Raw genomic sequence first — 19879 nt, forward strand, 5'->3', positions numbered from 1 at the left:
GCCTGCGAGGACTGCTGCCGCGAACCGGCAAAGGGCGCCGGTGATTCAGCAAAAATTCTACGGGAGTATAACGAGTTACGGCAGTACCAGTAGCGGACAGCTTGGCCTTTGCCTGTCTGGTTTCTTTAAATCATGGTGCCGGACTCGGCATCAAATCCGCGATTAATGTATTGCTTATAAGTGTTTTAATTTTAATCGCATGGAGCAAGCCTCGATTAAGGCCCCATAGCAATCCGCAGCGGTTTTGTGATTGATAACACAAAGTAAATGCAGTTGATTATCAACCTCTGATTACAGGTACTTCCCATCGTCAACGATATGCAGGCCGCTGACCATTATCACGCTTGGGTTTAATGTCTTTTAAATCTAAAGTTGATGTGTTGGTCTAGACTATTTTGAGATAACGTTTCATGAATTAATGATCTAATCTATGGATTTAATTGGAATTTTTGTGCTATTTTCGAGATGTTGTCATACGGAAGTTGAGATAATTAAACATCATGGCTCAATTTACTCACTTTGAACCCGGGCTTCTGAATCCACGTTTTGACTCCCCTTTGGTTGACGCGCTGACCGAACTGGAGTTGCCCCGGCATCTACGGCTGGAAACCGATGTTCACCCGATCCTGTTTGCGCAGTTGAAAGCTGTTTTCCACATGCTGGAGAGCTTGGGTGCTGCTAGGATCGAAGGAAACCGCACCACGCTCGCTGACATGTTGAAAGCAAGGTTGAAAGAATGCAAAGTTCGACGGATCAGCTCAAAGATCTCAACAATATTGAAGCCGCTATGGCATTCATTGACGAACACCTGGAAAATGGCAATGGCATAAACCTGATGAGAAGTGAGGAAGATAATGAGTATTGAATATATATATTTCATTTCCAGATCATCTCCGGCCATTGGCCGCTCAGCATTAGCCGGTGCCGGAGGGGGGCTGTTCGGTCTTTATAAGGAAAAACGATACATATCTGCTTTGCAAAATACGTTGAAATCAGCCGGGATTGGTTGGATCGTTGAAAGCGACAATACTGAAGCAGATATAGAAAAACTCATGGAGCAAAAGGCTAAATTATTAGTCTGTGCACCAGGATTACGTTTCCAGTTTTATAGCAATGGATTTGATAAAAATAACATAATTCACTTAAGCATGATGGATTATGTGAATAATAATTTTAAACTTGTGATTAAAAGAGTAAAGGAGATATGTAATGAAAAATGAACATGATTGACTTGGCTTTGTTGAATAAATCAGATTATGGTTCAGTGTCTCTACGGCAAGGTTAACCCTCAGGTAATACGCATGCTTAGCGGCATAGCCGCCTGCATCATTTGGTTTAGCGCACGGATCATGGCCATAGCCCATGCAATCTGACCATCATAATCACGCAGCATTATTATTGATAATAAATAGGATTATTTGTAATAGGAGATGATCGGCGCAGCTGTGGAAAGATCAACTTTGATAAAATATTTAAATTAATATACTGTGATTTAATTCATCCGCGGTGAAAATTAATAATTCCGCTAATGGGTTTAAATTTAACCGGAACTTTGGTAATGATACTCGCGGGGTCCAGCCCCGGCAATGGGTTAAATAAATGCATTCCACGATATCCAGCCTACGTTCACCATTTTCAATTTTTGCAATAAAAGACTGGGGACGATCTAACGCCTGCGCCAAAATTTCTTGCGCGATCCCTTTGTCAATGCGGGCCTCACGAAGCCGGTAGCTGTCAACGACGTTGACACACGTATTCGTTTTTACGCTGTAAATTTAAGCCCGGTATCTGGCTTGTCTGGATTCAACATTACTACCTCGACCCGTTGCCATTGACGGCATGACATTGGCCACCGTTCCGGTCGGTTTTTCTGGCCGATTCATATAATGCTTTTTTGTTTTGCCAGCAGGCTTATATCTTCTCCCTGGTGCCGCTGTTCCGGCGTGGCATAATTCCTTGCGGGCCAGTTCCCGTTTCAGCCCTTTGATTTCTTTTTGAGCCTGTTTTTGCGACTGGCGGGTATCGGTTTGCGGCGTCTGGAGAAAATCCTGTTTCCACTGGGCTATTTGTTCAGGATAAAGCCCTTTGCGACGGCAGTATTCACTCAGTTCGGCTTCACTGAGTGCGGCGGCTTCAACGATGACGGCGAAGCGGGCTTCTGTCGACCAAAGGTCTGTGGTGTTGTTGGCGCCGGGCACCGGTTTCCCCCCAGTTTGGCTTGGATTCGCCCATTATAAAGGGGAGCTTCCGATATCCCTTCCTGTTGTGCAAGTGCGGTGACGGTCATGTTGTAAGGAGGAAGTCATTTGGCCAAAACTTCGGTTTTACGTTCCGGTGAATAGCGTTTCATATCAGGCTCCGTTGCCCCCTTTGGGGTTTTCAGTATGGGGTATCAACTACCCTGCCAGAAGGGGGGCGTTTGCAAAGGCAATTATTTTTACTCATGACGCGTATATCTCGGCAATGGGCGGATTTTTGCTCCAGCGTCGAATAGCTTAAAAACACAATGCCCGCGTACCTGGATTAATATTATGGCTTATGCCGAAAATGCCGCTATGCTGACTTAGTATAATATGGTTAGTAAAACCCACTGGGTATCTTGGCCGTTCTTAAAAATTATCGGAGCAGGTTTCGTAAAATGTATTTTCCGAAAGCTATTTTGAAATGGTTAATTAGATTTTAACCAAACAAGGCAAGCTTGGTAATTATCTTTTATGTTTTCAAAGAACTATGCAAATTTTAAATAAAGCAGATAGCTACTATAAAAAATCAAAAACATAATGGCTGTTTTTAAATACAAAAAAACTAAATATCAATACTACGATTTTTTATGACAATTGAAAATAAGGAAATAAATGATGAAAGCTAAGTTGGGAAAGATCGCTGAGGTGAAAGAAGTAATTCACGAAAAAGACGCTTTTTTTTCTGAAAATAGAAGAAACCTTCTAAAGGAAATTACCGGTATAGCGGCAATAGGGGTGTTGGGATCGGCACCCATTCCCGTATCAGCCAGTGAGGCGAATAGTCGCGCCGCCTTGCCCGCCCGTCAGGCAGAAGTTCGTGATTACGATGTGATCATTGCTAATGGCTTAGTTATTTTAGAACAGGGTGAAGTGCTTACTGACGTCGCCATTAAAAACGGCAAAATTGCCGCAATAGGCTCGGCATTAAGGGGGGCTGAACGCGTGATTGATGCAGCGGGTCTGGTGGTAAGCCCTGGAATGGTGGATGCGCACGTTCATATAAATGAACCGGGGGGCGGCATTCGCAACGACTGGGAAGGGTATGTCACCGGAACCAGGGCATGCGCCAAAGGAGGTGTCACCACTATAATAGAAATGCCATTGAATCAATTGCCTGCCACAGTCGATAAAAAAACGTTGGAAATTAAATATGCTGCTGGAGAAGGGAAATTAGTCATTGATGTAGCGTCTCATGGTGGCTTAGTTCCATATAATTTAGAAAATAATGGAATCCAAGAGCAGAGCGACTGTGGGGTTGTCGGATACAAATGCTTTATGGCAACTTGCGGAGATCCTTCCATTAAAGGTGATTTTCTGAACGTTGATGATTATTCCCTTTATGAAGGCATGCGACAAATAGCCAAAACAGGCAAGATTTTGATGATTCATGCTGAGAACGCCGCAATTACAGACCGTTTAGAGCAAATTGCTAATAAAAAAGGCTACGTATCGTTAAAATCCTATGTTGCCACTCATCCGGTTTTCGCAGAAGTTGAAGCCATTCGACGTGCAGTTTTGTTTGCGAAGATGACCGGCTGTCCAATTAATTTTTGCCATGTGTCGAGCCCTGAAGCCGTAGAAGAAGTGATAAAAGCGCGCGGGGAAGGGGTTAACATTACCTGTGAAACCTGTAATCAGTATTTGTATTTTGTTACGGATGAGTTAGATGAGATTGGCCCGTTAGCAAAATGCTCACCGCCTATTCGCGACAAAAGGGCACAGGATGGCTTATGGCGGCATGTGCTAGCCGGCAATATAAACTTTATCACTTCCGATCATTCACCTTGCCCGGCAAAACTGAAAAACAAAAACAATGCGTTTGACGCCTGGGGCGGCATTGCAGGAGTACAAAATGACGTTGATATTTTTTTTGATGAAAGCGTACAGAAACGGGGTATGCCATTGACACAATTTGCCAGACTCATCGCAACAAACCCTGCCGACCGCTTTGCTTTGCATACAAAAGGCAGAATTGCTATTGGCAAGGATGCCGACTTTACTTTTATCAAGCCGAACTCGCCCTATACCCTTAGAACTGAGGAATTAGAATACAGGAATAAAATCAGCGCTTATGTTGGTCGGAAAATCGGCGCCCGGATTGTACGGACCATTTTACGGGGTGAAACGGTTTACAGCCTGGAAAATGGCCTAACCGGTTCATTCCCCGGCCGTTATATCAAAGTGTGACCAAACGATGCCCGGATATCAGGGTAAGGCTGCAAACAGGCCTCCGCCAGCGGCGGCGCTGCCGGACCAGAAGGATTGCCATGATGGTGAGCACACTGAAGTTCCAAATCATCTCGATCGGCAGTACGCAGTAACGGAACCGGATCGGAGCTGGTGCGGCGAAGTGACTTATATCTTGACCGGTATTTGATGGCGACTTTGATAAACTCAACTTAATTGCCGGTGACACCGTTCCGGTACAGGGTCAGCGCGATTCGGTTTTACCGGCAGTTTACCGAACCACTATGCTCTACGGCAATGTGACATGACTAATTAAACTTGATTTCCTAAGAGGTTTATATAATAAATATGGTATGCAAAAACTATTAAAAATATAGTTAAAATTAATCATTAACTGTTAGCATTATAAATTAATATGAGATTAATAATGATATTTAACATTCATACTCCTTTAACTTATGTGCTTATCGCGAGTTTTTTTTACATAAGAAAACATGGTTTCAATAATAATATTTTTTATACGTTAATATTTCTTCCCTGGTTATCAAATGTATGTTTTTTGTTATGGGAAAAGGGTGTGGCATTTGATAATATTTCCGAGAAGGAAATCCTAAGTTTTTCTTATTCCTCATTAGTAAGTATGTTTGTCGGAATAATTATTTACTTAACTTATCGGTTAATCAAAAAAAGGAATTAAATTATGAATTGCCCAAATGCAGGACCTGATAATAAGCAATTTGCTATTGCTATAGGGCGCGAAATGGCGGTCGGGGCAGCAGTCGGGGCAAAAACGGGGGGAGTACCCGGTGCATTTGTTGGTGCCGGAATTGCTGGGGTGCAAAATGTCGCATTTGGACTGATGGATCATGGTCCTGTTAATGTTCCTATGCCTCACGTTCCCATGCAGCCTTCTCACCTCGGGCAACGCGGGACTAATCACGGTGCGATTCCACAGTTACCAATGGGACCTTCGTGGACAAGGCATAATTAATTATAAGCCGCCTGGTGAATAAATAATTCCCGGGCGCGTACCCGACTTAGAGACCGATTAGGTTGTCTATATGTCAATTTAATAATTAGGCTAGCAGATCGGTATTCGGTTTTACGGTAGTTTACCGAATGCACCCCCGTCGAAACCGCCACATTCAGTGAAGCCGAACTGAGCGAATACTGCCGTTGCCCGCGTCACTCAGGGAAACAACCCAAGCCATAAGATATGCAACTCAAAAAAATATGCTTTATTTATAATGCTGGCCTGGATAACAATAGCAAATTGGCTGAAATTATTGAGCGTTGTATTGGAGCTGGAATACTTAAAATACTTTTAGTTTTCGGATGTATTAATTTTTTTCATTAATTGAATTATATTGATTATACATCAATAATAAACCATACCAAGCCATGACTAAACGGACCATAGCAATCAGCCGTACTTTTCTGAGTGTTCTTATGTAAAAATATCAGGTGGTTAAACACTAAAGCTTGTTTAAAATTTTTGAGTTAAACCTAAAAACATGCTCCAGTTAATCCCCTAGACTTTGATAGTGAATACGTCGATAATATATGTCCTATATTAAGGTTTTTTTGTTATTTGCTTTATGAAGTTATGTAATTCTAGCAAAAAAATAATTATTATTTTAATTATGATGTTTATCAAAGTACTTCATCGCAACAATTATGTAAAATATGAGTATATATAGATTAAATATTTGAACATCGCAGATTAATAAAAAATTTGATTTTATTGTGGCATTTTTCTATCGAATATATTAAAGGTAAGTCTCTCTATGGAGAGCAAAAAATATGAATTTTGCATTAATTAAAGTTTTGGGTTTTCGCTTAAGTTGTATAATGCTTTGCAAGTACATCTGCAATTCTCTCAAAAAAATAAGGTCCATTAATGATCTTAAATATTTTTTTGAAACGATTACGTGTTGCATTAATGCATAGTGGTTTTTGTTAGAAAAATAATGTGGCATGATCATTTTTTGTGCATTTGATTTATTATTTTTTTAAGGATTAACTATGGGATTCTTGCTCAATGATATTATAGATGAAAACGAGGATAAAAAATAGTCGATGGCTTGTAGTTGCATAAACATTAATTTTCGTCGCTTGAAATACGCCTCTTAAGAATTACTATTAAAGCCTCGGCGGATAACATTCTGGGAGGGTATTTTTAGCTGCGCCTGCAAAATCAGGTGCCGGGATTGACCTCCTGAAATACTTCACTGACGACACGAAGCGCGTTTGCGCTTTTTTTATGTCGTGCGTTCTGCTACATCTCAATGGTGGGCCGGGCGGGGGCGTCGCAAGACTCGCCGGTGTCATATAGAGGAACTGGATATGGTTAAGGAAAACTGAATACCTTGAAAGCAAAAAACCAGCCGTCAGGCTGGTTTCTTTAAATCGTGATTTTTTTAATAAATGGTGCCCGGACTCGGACAAAAACGTCGGGAGCGTTTTTGCACAGCGCTTCAGCGCTGGCCCGCAGGGCGAGCCTCATGGATGAGGCGGGTCATCGAACGCCGGTCGATGGAGAGTCCGTATCCCGGAAAGCAAAAAACCAGCCCTGAGGCTGGTTTCTTAAAATAATGGTGCCCGGACTCGGAATCGAACCAAGGACACGGGGATTTTCAATCCCCTGCTCTACCGACTGAGCTATCCGGGCAACGGGGCGCATTAAACCGTATTGGCCGCACGGCGTCAACGGCTTTATCACCTTTGGCGACTCGGTTGCCGAGATTTCGCTCAGTTGCCGAATTACCGGCAGGGGAGAGATAGATGATTGTCTCATAAACGTTTTTGCGCCAATAAGTTATGTCAGAATATAACAAAGCAAGATTAAATCATTATTAATCATGCAGTTAATAAACATATTTATTTTAAACAGCCGGCCTTTTCTGCTTGAACCCGGCGGGAAAAAATGCAATTATTGCGCAAATTTCACTTTCCACCATTAACAGGTCATTGGGAGCGTCGGTATGATAAATTCCATGCTGCTACGTCACGGCTTCAGGCAGCTTTGTCTGATGACGCCGCGCCATCGACCGAACTTTACCAACCCACGATTTTCGCCCATCCACACCATGCGGTGAGGGTATTTACCGGCTTCCTGTTAAGCAGTCGTAAAAACAGAGATATTTTCTATTTTTACTGATGCTTATCGGCTGCCGTTGATACCGGTTTTCCCGATATTTTGCTTATCCCCCGACCGGGGCGGCAACAACATCTTAAGCGGGACGAGGCTTTTTCTCGCCCATCACGTGCTCTCAGGCACATCACTTATCCTTAACCTTTTGGGATTGGTGCCATGAAATTATTGAAAATAGCAGCCAGTGCGGCGCTTGCCGGACGTATTGCCACCGCGCGCGAAATCGTGTTGATGGACAACACCGATTTTACCGATGTCGCCGCACTGGTGGTTTCCGTGGACGATGCCCGTTCGGGCCTGCTGCGCATTTTGCGTAATACCGGTTTGGAAATACCGGTATTCGTGGCGATTGAACGCCCCGAGCAAGCCTTTGACGTCACTTTACCGCCGCATACCGGCCTGCTGGCCCTGAACGGCCCCGAGAGCCAGATGGCGACGCTGGAAGCCGCCGCCGGCGCTTACCAGGAAAGCCTGCTGCCGCCGTTTTTTGATACGCTGACCAAATATGTCGCCATGGGCAACAGTACCTTCGCCTGTCCCGGCCACCAAGGCGGGCAGTTTTTCCGTAAGCACCCCGCGGGGCGGCAGTTTTACGAATTTTTTGGCGAAAATATGTTCCGGGCGGATATGTGCAATGCCGACGTAAAGTTAGGCGATCTGCTGATCCATGAAGGGTCGGCCAAAGAAGCGCAGAAATTCGCCGCCAAGGTGTTTAACGCCGATAAAACCTATTTTGTGCTTAACGGTACGTCGTCGGCCAACAAAGTGGTGACCAACGCGCTGTTGACCCGCGGCGATTTGGTGTTATTTGACCGTAATAACCATAAATCCGTACATCACGGGGCATTGCTGCAGGCCGGAGCCACGCCGGTTTATCTGGAAACCGCCCGCAACCCGTTTGGCCTGATCGGCGGCATCGACGCCCATTGTTTTGATGATCAATATCTGCGCCGCGAGGTGCAGCGCGTCGCGCCGTGGCGGGCCGACCAGCCCAGGCCGTTCCGTCTGGCGGTGATTCAGCTCGGCACCTATGACGGCACTATTTATAACGCCCGCCAGGTGGTGGATAAAATCGGCCATCTGTGCGACTACATCCTGTTTGATTCCGCCTGGGTCGGCTACGAACAGTTTATTCCCATGATGGAACAGTGCTCGCCGCTGTTGCTCGATCTTAATGAACATGACCCGGGGATCTTTGTCACCCAATCGGTGCATAAACAACAGGCCGGCTTTTCGCAAACCTCGCAAATCCACAAAAAAGACTCCCACATCAAAGGCCAGAAGCGCTTTTGCAACCATAAGCGCTTTAACAACGCTTTTATGCTGCACGCTTCCACCAGTCCGTTTTATCCGCTGTTCGCCGCTCTGGAAATTAACGCCAAGATGCATGAAGGGGCCAGCGGGCGCCGGTTATGGCTGGATTGCGTCACCCTGGGCATCGATACCCGCAAGCAATTGCTGGCCGAGTGCCATATGATCCGGCCGTTTATCCCGGATCGGGTCGGCGGCAAGCGCTGGCAGGATCATGATACCGACGCCATGGCCCACGACGTGCGCTTCTTTAATTTCGTTCCCGGCGAAGCCTGGCACGCCTTTAGCGGTTATACCCGGGATCAATATTTTGTCGATCCCTGCAAGCTGCTGTTGACCACGCCGGGCATCGATCGCAAAAGCGGCAGCTACTCGGCGTTCGGCATTCCGGCGACGATCCTGGCTACCTATTTACGTGAAAATAATATCGTGCCGGAAAAATGCGATCTGAACTCGATCCTGTTTTTGCTTACGCCGGCGGAAGATGCGCCGAAGATGCGGCGGCTGGTGGCGGCGCTGGCGCAGTTCGAGCTTTATATCGAACAGGACGCGCCGCTGTCGGTGGTGCTGCCCAGCATTTACGAAAAATTCACCGCGCGTTACCAGGGCTATACCCTGCGGCGGTTGTGCCAGGAAGTGCATGATTTATACGTTAGCTTCGATGTGAAGCAGTTGCAGCGGGATATGTTTCGCCGCGATGCGCTGCCGCAGGTGGCGATGAACCCGCAAGAGGCCCATATGGCCTTTGTGCGCGGCGACGTGGATTTGGTGCCGCTGAGTAAAGCGGAAGGACTTATCGCCGCGGAGGGCGCGCTGCCTTATCCCCCCGGCGTGTTATGCGTGGTGCCGGGCGAAATCTGGGGCGGAGCGGCGCTGCGCTATTTCCTGGCGCTGGAGGAGGGCCTGAACGTGCTGCCGGGCTTCTCGCCGGAGTTGCAGGGAGTCTATGTGGTGGAAGAAGCGGACGGCATCAAGCGCCTGTATGGCCATATGATCGCCCCCCTGCGGCCGCGGCCGGGCAATTAACGATCAGGCCCGGCGGTGAATCGCGCGCCGGGCCTGGTTATTAGCCCTTTCCCCCCATGCCTCCCCATAAATCAGCCGGACCCGCCGGGAAGCTGGCGCGGGTCCGGTATTCTCCGGGGTCAGCGATAGTTTTTCTGCAGGCTGTTTACCTTATACAGATACCGCCGCGATTCGGCCGAAGGATGTTTGGTGGTCAGCTTCTGGTATACCTCGTCCGGGTCCAGGTCATTGATCATCGAAAACGCGCGGTTCTTATCGCTGGAGAATACCCGCAGCACGCTGCCCGCGCCGCCGTTATAGGCGGTAATCACCGCATAACGCCGGGACGTCGGGTTAACGATGCCGGCCAGGTAGCTGGATTGCAGCAGCGACAGGTACGCGGTGCCCGCATCAATATTATTCTCCGGATCAAACAAATAACTCCGGCTCGGCTGGCCCCATTTGCCTTTCATCTTGAATACGTCGCGTCCGGCGCTGTGCTGCACCACCTGCATCAGGCCCAGGGCGTCGGAATGGCTGACCGCGTACGGGTTGAAACTGGATTCGGTTTGCATAATCGCCAGGATCAGCGACTCGTCCACGCCATATTTCTGGGAGGACTTGCGTACCATCGGCAGATATTTATGGGCGCGTTTATCCAGATGGTTAGCCACCAGCTGGATGGTAATCGACCAAATCTGGTGCAGCCCCGAGGTGCGGCTTTGCAGCCGGGTTTGCAGCAGGTAATCGGCGAAGTGCGCGGCGCGCCACTCCCAGCGGATGGCATCGCCGTTGTTATCCACCACCTGGCCATAGAGGAACGGCTGTTTACTAATCTTGATATCGTTGACGTCGGAATAGAGATCGATAGATCCGGGATTATCGCCCATCAGCAACGTGCTGATGATCGCCTGGCGCAGGTGCGCCGCGGGATCGCCCGCAATGGTTTCAATGGTAATGGTCCCGGCGTCAAAGTTGATGTGGCTACGGGTCTGGTATTGATCGGTATATTTGACGTAATCCTTCGGTCCGGCAATCAGGACTTCGTTCAGCCCCCAGATATTCTCGATATTATTGGCGAACTGCCCCATCAGGATATCAAAGCCGTTGGTATCTTTTACATAAGCCTCATTGTCATCGTTTTTATGGCTGGAACACGAAAACAGCAGTGGCGCTATCACAAGCAAAGCTAAAATTTTCTTCATCTTACATGCCGCGTCAGGACGAGAAATGCATAAGGGGCCCATGCGGCCCCTGAAAAAGTAATCATTTGGCCGGCGGGGTAAACCCTTCGACATGCACGTCATGGCCTTCAAACAGGAACTTAATCATTTCCTGCTCAAGGATCTTGCGGTCGGCGAGATTCATCATGCTGAGTTTTTTTTCATTGATTAGCATGGTTTGTTTGGTCTGCCACTGCGCCCAGGCTTCTTTGGAGATATTGTCGAAAATACGTTTACCCAGTTCACCGGGGTAAAACTGGAAATCCTGGCCTTCGGCCTCTCGGTTCAAAAAGGTGCAAAAAATCGTTCTGCTCATCGTTATTCCTCTTGGTTGGCGGGGTGACCCGCTACCGGTTGCCGGGAAATGCCCAGCGGCGATTTTCCCACTTGCAATAATAAGCGCTCGACCGGCGCGGCCAGTCCCACTGACGGCGGCTGCGCTAAGTTATACCAGAGTCCGGCGCCATCATCCATGCAGCGTTGCGTGCCGCTGACATCAAGGCGCAGCGGCACGATGTCCAGGTGGAAATGGCTGAAGGTGTGGCGAAAAGCGGTCAGCTGTTCACCGTCGCTGATATTCAGACCCTGTTTTTGTAACCAGAGTTCCAGATCCTGGCGCTGCGCAAATTGCGGAAAACAAAATAATCCGCCCCACAGGCCGGTTCCTGGGCGCTGTTCCAGCCAAATCTGCTGCCCGGACTGCATAATCAAAAACCAGGCGGTTTTCTCCGGCAATACCTGGCGCGGTTTTTTGCCGGGGTAGAGCGCCCAGCTATGGGCGGCGTAAGCTTCGCAGCCGCGATTGAGCGGGCATAATTCGCATTTCGGCCGGGAACGGGTGCATACCAGCGCGCCCAGATCCATCATGGCCTGATTGAACTGGCCGACGCCGTGCGCGGGCGTGACCGTTTCGCTCAGGCCCCAGAGGCGCTGCTCGACATCTTTCTTGCCGGGCCAGCCGGCGACGGCGAAATAACGCGCCAGGACGCGCTTCACATTGCCATCAAGGATAGGATAATGCTGGCCAAGCGCCAATGATAATATTGCGCCGGCGGTGGAGCGCCCGATGCCCGGCAGGGCGATGATATCCTCCACCGTGGCGGGAAACTCGCCGCCGTGCCTGGCGGCGATCAGCTGCGCCGCTTTATGCAGGTTGCGCCCGCGGGCGTAGTAGCCCAGCCCGGTCCACAGATGGAGCACTTCATCCTGGGGCGCCGCCGCCAGGGCGGCCACCGTCGGGAACTTGGCCATAAAGCGCTGGAAATAGGGGATCACCGTGGCGACCTGGGTCTGCTGCAGCATGATTTCCGATAGCCAGACCTTATACGGCGTTTTATCCAATTGCCATGGCAGTGTTTTGCGACCGAAGCGCTGGTACCAGTCCAGCACTTGTTGCGCGAACGGTTGCGCTTGTATCATCTGAGGGGTATTACTCTCCGGCAGGTCAGCGGGTCAAAACTTCAGGCTGCGATTCCAGCACAGAGTCGTCATACTGTAAACAGGAACTTTCCGAGGTCGCCCGCTTGCTAATCAACGTTATCTTTGCATAATGCGGCGATTGCCGAACGATTCGCCCCAACCACACTATGATGAGTAATAACGAATGACCAATGAAGTTATCTCCCACGAATTCGACGAGCAGGGACGTCCGCTGCGGCGCATCCGCAGTTTTGTCCGCCGCCAGGGCCGCCTGACCAAGGGCCAGCAGCAGGCGCTGGACACCCTGTGGCCGCAAATGGGCGTGGACTACCAGCCCGTGCCCGCGGACTTCGCCGCGCTGTTCGGGCGCGAGGCGCCGGTCACCCTGGAAATCGGGTTCGGCATGGGGGCTTCGTTGGTGCAGATGGCGGCGGCCCATCCGCAGCATAATTTCCTGGGCATCGAAGTGCATTTGCCGGGGGTCGGCGCCTGTTTGCTCAGCGCCCGAGAAGCCGGCATCGATAATCTGCGGGTGATGTGCCATGACGCGGTGGAAGCGCTGGTGAACATGATCCCTGACGGCAGTTTGGCGCTGGTGCAATTATTTTTCCCCGATCCCTGGCACAAAGCCCGCCACAATAAGCGCCGCATTGTGCAAGGGCCGTTCGCCGAGCTGGTGCGCCAAAAGCTGCGTCCCGGCGGCATTTTCCATATGGCTACCGATTGGCAGCCCTATGCCGAGCATATGCTGGCGGTAATGAGCGGTGCGGCCGGATATCGCAATCTTTCCGCGCAGCAAGATTACGTGCCGCGCCCGGAATTCCGGCCGCTGACCAAGTTTGAACAGCGCGGACAGCGATTGGGCCATGGGGTGTGGGATTTAATGTTCGAAAAAACGGTCTGACTCAATACGCGGTCAAGATACTGCCCGCTTGGGAGTATCGGCGATTAATCTTCAGGAGAGAGTATGTTACGCAAAGCAGTTCTGGGTATCTTGATGTTAACGGCCTGGCAGGCGCAGGCGGATTATCAGTGCCAGGTCAGACCGCAGGACGATATTTTTATTACCGCGCAGCAAGTTCAGGTGGTGGGCGCCAGCGGCAACGTGGCCATCAGCCGTAACGGCGACGTGGTGCGTAACGGCCAGCAGGCGGCCCTCGATGCCCGCCAGCGCCAGCAGGCGGTGGATTATCAGGCGGCGGTGCGCCAGCAGCTCCCCTGGATTGACCAGGGCGCCCAGGCCCATCTGGAAAAAGGGCGCGTGGCGCTGGATAAAGTTATTGTGCAGCAGCTAGGCAGCGACAGTAATGTACGCAACCGGCTGACGACCCTGAACCAGCAGCTCAAGCAGCAGATGAACCGCATTCTGGAACATCGCAGCGAGGGGCTGGCCTTCCATCATCAGGCCATCGAGCAGGTGCAGCAGGACGGCAAGCGTATCGTGCAGCAAAGCATGGGCGGGGTAGTGCAGGACAGCCTGAATGAAATGGGCGTGAAGCAAACCATGAATGCCGCCACCGGCAACAGCCCGCTGCAATCGGTAATGGGTAACCTGGGCAATTTGCAGCAGGCTATCCAGGCGGAGTGGAGCAATCAGGAACAGGAGTTCCAGCAGTTCGGCAACCAGGTCTGCCAGCGGGTGACCCAGCTTGAGCAGCAGCGCAGCGAATTGCTGAAAGCCTTGCCGAAATAAGGCGCGGGGGATGCCGCCGCTTATTCCATAAACAATTCCAGCAGCGGGTTGAGGAATAATTTCCCTTTTTCCGTGACCTGCCACTCGGTCCGGCTTTCGGTGATATAGCCGCCGGCCAGAGCTTGATCCAGCGCCGCGCGCACGGTGCTCTCCTCCAGGCCGGTAAAGGCGGGGTAGTCCGCGCGCGGCGTCGGCTCCAGCAGGCGCAGCCGGTTCATGAAAAATTCAAATGGCAAATCCGCCGCCGCCACCGCGTTACGCTTGTCCAGATATTTCCCCTGCATATATCCCCGCGGATGGCGCACCTTGACCGTACGCAGCACCGTGCCGTCCGCCTGGGTCAATTTGCCGTGGGCGCCGCAACCGATGCCCAGATAGTCGCCGAAGCGCCAATAATTGAGGTTATGCCGGCACTGGAATCCTTCTTGGGCGTATGCCGACGTTTCGTATTGCCGGTAGCCCGCCGCGGCGAGCAGCTCGTTGCCTTGCTGATAGATATCCCACAGCGCATCGTCGTCGGGCAGGACGGGCGGGCGCGAGCCGAACAGCGTATTGGGCTCGATGGTTAACTGGTACCACGACAGATGGGGCGGACGCAGCGCGACGGCCTGGCGCAGGTCGTCCAGCGCCTGTTCCAGCGTTTGGTCGGGCAGGCCGTGCATCAAATCGAGATTAAAGCTGCGCAGTCCCAGGCCGGCGGCCAGACGCGCCGCGCGCGTCGCTTCCTCCGGGCCGTGGATGCGTCCGAGGCGCGCCAGTTTCTCCGGGTTAAAGCTTTGCACGCCGATGGAAATGCGGTTTACGCCCGCGCGCTGATAGCCGAGAAAACGATCGGCTTCCACCGTGCCGGGATTGGCTTCCATGGTGATTTCCGCCGCGGGCGTCACCGGTAGCCGGCTGCGCACTCCGTCAAGCAGTTGTTGCATGGCGCCGGCGCTCAGCAGGCTGGGCGTGCCGCCGCCGATAAAAATGGTGCCGATTTCGCGGCCGCCGGTATAAGCCGCATCGCCATCCAGATCCGCCAGCAGGTGGTTGACGTACTCTTCATGCGGCACCTCGCCCTTTAACGCATGGGAGTTGAAGTCGCAGTAAGGACACTTCTGTACGCACCAGGGGATATGGATATACAGGCTTAGCGGGGGCAAGGCGGCCATGGACAGGTTAACCATGGCGCAGGGCATCCAGCAGCAGCGCCAGGGCCTGGCCGCGGTGGGACAGGCTATGCTTCTCCCCGCGGGTCAGCTCGGCGGCGCTGCGCCCCAGCTCAGGCAGGTAGAATACCGGATCGTAACCGAATCCGCCCGTACCGGCGGGGGCGCGGCTTATGGCGCCGCGCCAGCTGCCGTGGCAAACCAGGGGAATCGGGTCTTGCGCATGGCGCAGGTAAACCAGTACGCAATGGAAACTGGCGCCGCGCGCGGCGTCCGGCACATCCGTTATGGCGGCCAGCAGTTTATCCACATTCTCTCCATCGCTGGCATCTTCGCCGGCATAACGGGCGGAATAAATTCCCGGCGCGCCGCCCAGGCAATCCACCGCCAGGCCGGAATCATCGGCAATGGCCGGCAAACCGGTGATGGCCGCGGCATGGCGGGCTTTAAGGATGGCGTTTTCGATAAACGTCAGGCCGGTCTCCTCGGCGGAGTCCACGCCCAGGGTGGTTTGCGCCACCACGTCCAGGCCGAAGTCCGCCAGTAAGCCGGCGAGTTCGGCCACTTTGCCGGCATTGCCGGTGGCCAGTACTACTTTTTGCATGTCTTCTTTCCGCAATAATCAATGTTGTTGCCGGGGTCATGCCCCGCCGGCAGCATCCGCCAGCAGTGGGCCGATAACCCCGGGAATACGCTGTGGGGCCGCGATCCTGAGCTGTTTATGCCGGCCCAGTTCCCCTTTTTCAATGCTTACCCGGCTTTTCGCCACGCCGAACTGCTTGGCGATAAACCGGATCAAATGTTCATTGGCCTGGCCGTCCACCGGCGGCGCGGTGATCGCGACCTTTATCTCATCGCCGTGCTGGCCGACGATCCGATCGCCGCTGGCTTTCGGCTGGATATAAAGGCGCAGCACCACATCGTCCGCATCCCGCCAGGCACAACTCACAGGCGGTACCAAATGGTGGGAAACAGATCCATGCCCAGGTAATTGAAGACATACAGGATCAGGATCACCACCATCGCCGAGAAATCAATCCCGCCCATGGCCGGTATGATGCGGCGTATGGGGGCCATCAGCGGTTCGCTCAACTGATACAGCACCTGATCCATCGGGCTGCGGCCCTGGCTGATCCAGCTCATCAGCGAGCGGATGATGATCACCCAGAAAATCAGTTGTCCGGCGGCTTTGATCAGCGTCAGCAGGCCCACCAGCAAATAGAGGGGATCAAGGGACACGCCGCCAAGCTGAATCAGCATTTCCAGCGGGAATTTCAGCGTGGCCAGGATAAACGCCAGCAGCAGCGATGCCGTATCGACCGGCCCTATGGACGGAATCACCCGCCGCAGCGGCTTGATGACCGGCTGGGTGATTTTCACGATAAATTGTGAAAACGGGTTATAGAAGTCGCAGCGGGTCCATTGCATCCAGATCCGCAGCAACAGCACCATAATATATAAATCGAACAGCGTTTTGACCAGAAACGTCAGCGTCAACATAAAAGGGTAATGTCCTTGATAAGGTTAAAATGCACCATAGTGGCGAAAACAATAGTGGCGAAAAAAATCAGAATAGCTTTTCCATCTCTTCAGCGCGCTTAACCGCGGCTTGCATGGCATCGGCGACGGTTTGCGTCAGCTGATGCTGGTTGAATACGTCCAGCGCGGCGGCGGTGGTGCCCCCTTTGGAGGTGACATTTTGCCGCAGCGTGGCGAAGGCGGTGCCGGCATTGGCGTCCGCCAGCGCGGCGGCGCCGCTGGCGGCCTGCCGGACCAGCAACCCGGCCGTCGCTTCGTCAAATCCTTGCCTTACCGCCTCTTGCTGCATGGCTTCCATAAACAGGAAGAAATAGGCCGGCGCGCTGCCCGCCGCGGCGATTACGCCGTTAATGCCGCTTTCCTCGCTGACCCAGCAGACCCGGCCCACCGCGCCCATCAGGTCGGCGGTGAACGCGCGATCGGCTTCATTGACCTGCGCCGGCGCGTATAAACCGCTCATGCCTTTACCAACCAGCGACGGCGTATTGGGCATGATGCGCACCAGATTCAGCGGTTCGCCGAGCAGGGCGTAAAACCGGTTTACGGTAACACCCGCCGCAATGGAAAGCACCAGTTTGCCGGAAAAATCCACGGACTGGGCCAACTGCCGGCATACGTCGGCCATCAGCTGCGGTTTAACCGCCAGCACCACCACCTCCGCGCGGCTGGCGCTGGCGGCGTTATCGGCGCTGCTTTGTACGCCGTGCTCGCGGGCCAGGGCATCACGATGATTTTCCGATGGCGCGCATACGGTGATTAAATCGGCCGGATAACCGGTGGCTACCAGGCCGGCGACGATGGCCTGGGCCATATTGCCCGCGCCGATAAATGCAATTTTACGCTGTTGCATGCTAATCCTCATGATGATGGTTATGCTGCCGGCGCGCCGTAGTCCCTGGCGCCAAAAATAGCGGTGCCGATACGCACCATGGTACTGCCCGCCACGATGGCCGCGGGCATATCGTCGGTCATTCCCAGCGACAGCGTGTCGATACCGGGATGCGCCAGGCGCAGCTCGGCGAACAGGGCCGCCATCCGCTGGAATACCGCCAATTGAATCTGATAATCCGCCTGCGGAGCGGGGATGGCCATCAGGCCGCGCAGCCGCAGCCGGGGCAAATCCGCCACCTGCGCCGCCAGCGCAAGCAGCCCGGCCGGTAAAATACCCGATTTGCTCTCTTCCCCGCTGATATTGATTTGAATCAGCACGTTGAGCGGCGCCAGGTCCTGCGGACGCTGATCGTTGAGCCGCCGGGCCAGGGACAGGCGATCCAGGGTATGCATCCAGTCGAAATACTCCGCCACCAGGCGGCTTTTATTCGACTGTAGCGGGCCGATAAAGTGCCAGCCCAGGGGGGGCGTAATGTGCTGGCGCTGAAAATATATAATTTTTTCCACGCCTTCCTGAACATAATTTTCGCCAAATGCTTTTTGCCCGGCGGCAATGGCCTGCTCGATGGCCGTCACAGGTTTGGTTTTACTTACCGCAAGCAGGGCGATTTCCTGCGGATCGCGGCCGCATTGGCGCGCGGTGGAGGAGATAAGTTCCGTTACCTGCTGTAGATTCTGCTCAATAGTGCTCATGGCTTGATGGTTCTCATAGATAGCGCCCATGACTAGTCCAGGACTACTCATGGTTTCAGGAGATCGTATGGATATTGATGAACTGGTGGCCCTTAGTGTAAAGCATAATGCCTCCGATCTGCACCTTTGTCCCGGCCAGATGCCGATCGTGCGTATCGACGGCGGCCTGCGCTGCCTGGAATCGCTGCCGGTGGTGCAGGAAGCGTGCGTAACCGGGTGCCGCGATCGCTGCCTGGACATGCGCGGCCGCGAACTGCTGGCATTGTCCGGGCAGGCGGACTGCGCCCTGGAGCTTGGCGCCGGCCAGCGGGTGCGCGGCCATTTTTTCCGCCAGCGCACCGGGCTGTCCGCCACGTTTCGGCTGATTGCCGGACAGGTGCCGACGCTGGCGGCGCTGGGCGTGCCGGCCGCAATTCCCGGGCTGCTGGCCCAGTCCCAGGGGCTGCTGCTGGTCACCGGCGCCACCGGCAGCGGCAAATCCAGCTCGCTGGCGGCCATGGTGGATTATATTAATCACCAGCGCCAGGTCCATATCGTGACGCTTGAAGATCCCACCGAGTTTATCCATCATCCGCAGCGCTGCCTGATCCAGCAGCGGGAAATCGGCGAACACTGCCCCGACTTTGCTACCGGACTGCGGGCGGCCATGCGTGCGGACCCGGATATCATTCTGCTGGGGGAACTGCGTGACTCAGAAAGCATCCGTCTGGCGCTGGGCGCCGCCGAAACCGGACACCTGGTGCTGGCCACGCTTCATGCCCGCCACGCCGCCCAAGGAGTGGACCGTCTGCTGGACGCGTTTGCGGCCGGGGAGCAGGCGTTTGCCCGCGGCCTGCTGGCCGGCAGCCTGCTGGCGATAATGGCGCAAAAGCTGGTGAGCCGGGAGCAGGGCGGGCGCATGGGGCTATTCGAACTGCTGATCGCCACCCCGGCGGTGCGCAACGTGATTCGCGACGGCAAGACCCACCTATTGCCGGGGTTGTTGCAAACCGGCAAAGGGCAAGGGATGCAAAGTTTTGCTATGGGAGAGCGGCAGGATGGACATAACGGACAGCCTGGCGTGAGAAAATAAAGCAATAATGCGGACCTGTGCTCCAACGCGTTGTATCCGCCAATGGGAGTCCCTATTTCCAATGCTGCCTATCGTTAAATCATCCCCCTTCGTTAAGCCAATGACGGTGAAGCGGCGGTAGGCAGCCGATTTTGTTATTTTTTAGCCAAGGATAATTTGGCGCATATCTTCGTCAAACCGACATCTATAGTCTAAAGTGAAATGATAAAATGGGTGATGAAGCATCGATGGATGCGGGGATACACAATAATAATATGGTTTTTGGGCAAATTTAATTTTAATAATATATCGATCACGA

The 19879-nt window shown here is 52.6% G+C and carries 17 protein-coding genes, 1 tRNA gene and 3 pseudogenes; 8 read left to right on the forward strand and 13 right to left on the reverse strand.

Going from position 1 to position 19879, the window contains the following annotated elements:
• Positions 1–500: 500 nt before the first annotated feature.
• Together ACL2XP_RS02830 and ACL2XP_RS02835 are read left to right on the forward strand one after the other, a co-directional pair.
• Positions 501–829, forward strand: a pseudogene (locus ACL2XP_RS02830) (Fic family protein); the annotation flags it as partial.
• Between the two features lie 25 nt (positions 830–854).
• On the forward strand, positions 855–1220 hold the full coding sequence (locus ACL2XP_RS02835) for a nitrogen fixation protein NifS (RefSeq protein WP_413737065.1): 366 nt from the start codon (positions 855–857) through the stop codon (positions 1218–1220).
• 68 nt (positions 1221–1288) lie between these two features.
• On the opposite strand, the pseudogene ACL2XP_RS02840 reads toward ACL2XP_RS02835, so the two are convergent.
• From ACL2XP_RS02840 to ACL2XP_RS02850, 3 genes and pseudogenes are all read right to left on the reverse strand, one after another.
• Positions 1289–1396: pseudogene (locus ACL2XP_RS02840) on the reverse strand (IS5/IS1182 family transposase); the annotation flags it as partial.
• Between the two features lie 101 nt (positions 1397–1497).
• Positions 1498–1775 (reverse strand): annotated as a pseudogene (locus ACL2XP_RS02845) (helix-turn-helix domain-containing protein).
• On the reverse strand, positions 1776–2198 hold the full coding sequence (locus ACL2XP_RS02850) for a transposase (RefSeq protein WP_413737066.1): 423 nt from the start codon (positions 2196–2198) through the stop codon (positions 1776–1778).
• 657 nt (positions 2199–2855) lie between these two features.
• On the opposite strand from ACL2XP_RS02850, the gene allB reads away from it, so the two are divergent.
• On the forward strand, positions 2856–4430 hold the full coding sequence (allB, locus tag ACL2XP_RS02855) for an allantoinase AllB (protein WP_413737067.1): 1575 nt from the start codon (positions 2856–2858) through the stop codon (positions 4428–4430).
• Between the two features lie 2595 nt (positions 4431–7025).
• On the opposite strand, the gene ACL2XP_RS02860 is transcribed toward allB, so the two are convergent.
• A tRNA-Phe gene (locus ACL2XP_RS02860) sits at positions 7026–7101 on the reverse strand.
• 255 nt (positions 7102–7356) lie between these two features.
• On the opposite strand from ACL2XP_RS02860, the gene ACL2XP_RS02865 reads away from it, so the two are divergent.
• Together ACL2XP_RS02865 and ACL2XP_RS02870 are read left to right on the forward strand one after the other, a co-directional pair.
• Positions 7357–7590, forward strand: coding sequence for a hypothetical protein (locus ACL2XP_RS02865; RefSeq protein ID WP_413737068.1), 234 nt, complete (start codon positions 7357–7359; stop codon positions 7588–7590).
• A 153-nt stretch (positions 7591–7743) separates the two neighbouring features.
• Positions 7744–9921 (forward strand): ornithine decarboxylase, encoded by a 2178-nt coding sequence (locus ACL2XP_RS02870; protein WP_413737069.1) that lies wholly within the window; start codon positions 7744–7746, stop codon positions 9919–9921.
• 119 nt (positions 9922–10040) lie between these two features.
• Here ACL2XP_RS02870 and mltC read toward each other — a convergent pair whose 3' ends face one another.
• The 3 genes from mltC to mutY form a co-directional block, all read right to left on the reverse strand.
• A complete protein-coding gene (gene mltC / locus ACL2XP_RS02875) occupies positions 10041–11105 on the reverse strand; it encodes a membrane-bound lytic murein transglycosylase MltC (RefSeq protein ID WP_413737070.1) in 1065 nt (354 codons plus the stop codon).
• 61 nt (positions 11106–11166) lie between these two features.
• A complete protein-coding gene (locus tag ACL2XP_RS02880) occupies positions 11167–11439 on the reverse strand; it encodes an oxidative damage protection protein (RefSeq protein WP_413737071.1) in 273 nt (90 codons plus the stop codon).
• Between the two features lie 2 nt (positions 11440–11441).
• Positions 11442–12542 (reverse strand): A/G-specific adenine glycosylase, encoded by a 1101-nt coding sequence (gene mutY / locus ACL2XP_RS02885; RefSeq protein ID WP_413737072.1) that lies wholly within the window; start codon positions 12540–12542, stop codon positions 11442–11444.
• Between the two features lie 184 nt (positions 12543–12726).
• Here mutY and trmB point away from each other — a divergent pair, with 184 nt between their 5' ends.
• Positions 12727–13446 carry a tRNA (guanosine(46)-N7)-methyltransferase TrmB gene (gene trmB / locus ACL2XP_RS02890; RefSeq protein WP_413737073.1) on the forward strand — a complete coding sequence of 240 codons (720 nt, stop codon included), beginning with the start codon at positions 12727–12729 and terminating at the stop codon, positions 13444–13446.
• Between the two features lie 63 nt (positions 13447–13509).
• Complete coding sequence (locus tag ACL2XP_RS02895) at positions 13510–14235, forward strand: DUF2884 domain-containing protein (RefSeq protein ID WP_413737074.1); 726 nt, start codon at positions 13510–13512, stop codon at positions 14233–14235.
• A 20-nt stretch (positions 14236–14255) separates the two neighbouring features.
• On the opposite strand, the gene hemW is transcribed toward ACL2XP_RS02895, so the two are convergent.
• The 6 genes from hemW to ACL2XP_RS02925 all read right to left on the reverse strand — a co-directional run bounded on the left by hemW (position 14256) and on the right by ACL2XP_RS02925 (position 18509).
• On the reverse strand, positions 14256–15389 hold the full coding sequence (hemW, locus tag ACL2XP_RS02900) for a radical SAM family heme chaperone HemW (protein ID WP_413739064.1): 1134 nt from the start codon (positions 15387–15389) through the stop codon (positions 14256–14258).
• 7 nt (positions 15390–15396) lie between these two features.
• Positions 15397–15990, reverse strand: coding sequence for an RdgB/HAM1 family non-canonical purine NTP pyrophosphatase (gene rdgB / locus ACL2XP_RS02905; protein WP_413737075.1), 594 nt, complete (start codon positions 15988–15990; stop codon positions 15397–15399).
• Positions 15991–16026: 36 nt separating this feature from the next.
• Positions 16027–16335: a DUF167 family protein YggU gene (gene yggU / locus ACL2XP_RS02910; protein ID WP_413737076.1), complete on the reverse strand. Its 309-nt coding sequence runs from the start codon at positions 16333–16335 to the stop codon at positions 16027–16029.
• Positions 16332–16886 carry a YggT family protein gene (locus tag ACL2XP_RS02915; protein ID WP_413737077.1) on the reverse strand — a complete coding sequence of 185 codons (555 nt, stop codon included), beginning with the start codon at positions 16884–16886 and terminating at the stop codon, positions 16332–16334. Before ACL2XP_RS02915 ends, yggU begins: the two co-directional genes overlap by 4 nt.
• A gap of 67 nt (positions 16887–16953) precedes the next feature.
• On the reverse strand, positions 16954–17775 hold the full coding sequence (proC, locus tag ACL2XP_RS02920; protein WP_413737078.1) for a pyrroline-5-carboxylate reductase: 822 nt from the start codon (positions 17773–17775) through the stop codon (positions 16954–16956).
• A 20-nt stretch (positions 17776–17795) separates the two neighbouring features.
• Positions 17796–18509, reverse strand: coding sequence for a YggS family pyridoxal phosphate-dependent enzyme (locus ACL2XP_RS02925; RefSeq protein WP_413739065.1), 714 nt, complete (start codon positions 18507–18509; stop codon positions 17796–17798).
• A gap of 67 nt (positions 18510–18576) precedes the next feature.
• Between ACL2XP_RS02925 and ACL2XP_RS02930 the strand changes: the two genes are divergently transcribed.
• On the forward strand, positions 18577–19581 hold the full coding sequence (locus tag ACL2XP_RS02930; protein WP_413737079.1) for a type IV pilus twitching motility protein PilT: 1005 nt from the start codon (positions 18577–18579) through the stop codon (positions 19579–19581).
• Positions 19582–19879 lie beyond the last annotated feature (298 nt).

This window comes from Sodalis sp. RH21, assembly GCF_047324175.1.
Taxonomy (GTDB): Bacteria; Pseudomonadota; Gammaproteobacteria; order Enterobacterales; family Enterobacteriaceae; genus Acerihabitans.